The sequence below is a fragment of the Hymenobacter agri genome, from assembly GCF_054778495.1.
The window spans coordinates 1-786 of the sequence record NZ_BAAGZM010001123.1 but is presented as its reverse complement, the minus strand read 5'-3'; the positions used below and the strand labels follow the sequence as shown (position 1 = coordinate 786).

The window sequence follows — 786 nt, the reverse complement described above, 5'->3', positions numbered from 1 at the left end:
GGTGCAGGCGGGCTGCACCCGTAGCGGGGCCGCGCCGGGCGCGAGGGCCTGCTCCTGGCGCCATACTTCGCGGCCCATCATATCGAGCAGGCGGAAGGTGGCGGTGGTGGCATCAGGCGCGGTTAGGGCCACCGTGAGCTCAGACGAGAATTGCGTGGGGTAAGCAGCCAGAACCAACCCTTCGGCTTCGAAGCTGAGGCGCTGGGGGGCGAAATAATGGGCGGTGCCGCTGCGGTCGTCCTGGCGCAGGCGGTAGTAGCGGGCACCGGCTTTGCCGGGCGTAGTATCCAGGTAGCTGTAGCGACGGGCGCTACTGCTGTTGACGCCTTCGGCGGCCACGTAGCCGATTTGCTGGTAGGTCCTCCCATCGAGCGATACTTCGAGGCCGAAGCCGCGATTGTCCTGCTCCGAAGCAGTTTCCCAGCTCAGCAGGGCGTTGCGGCCCTGGCGCTCGGCCCGGAAGGCGGTGAGGCCCACCGGTAGCGGGGCGGTGAGGTCGGCCAGCGTCCAGCGCGAGAAACCATTCAGGCTGGTGAGCACCGCATAGTTTGGGCCGGTGCTGCTGATGCCTTTATTCTGCCAGTTTGCCCCATTGTCAATCGACTTGAAGAAGCGCAGATTGGCCGGTGTAATGCCGTTGAGCTCGTGCGTGAAGTACTCGATGGTCAGGGCCGCGTCGAGGCCCGTGTTGGTAGTGGCCGCAATGTCGAAATAGCGCAGAATGGCCCGCGCGCCGGCCGCGCCGAGGGGGGCCGTGCCGGTGGTACGCGTCACGAGGGTGCTACC

1 protein-coding gene is annotated in these 786 nt (G+C 66.2%); it reads right to left on the bottom strand.

The features are described from left to right. Positions 1-786 (bottom strand): hypothetical protein (locus ACYVDE_RS24855; RefSeq protein WP_460504196.1); only part of this gene is annotated, 786 nt, incomplete at both ends.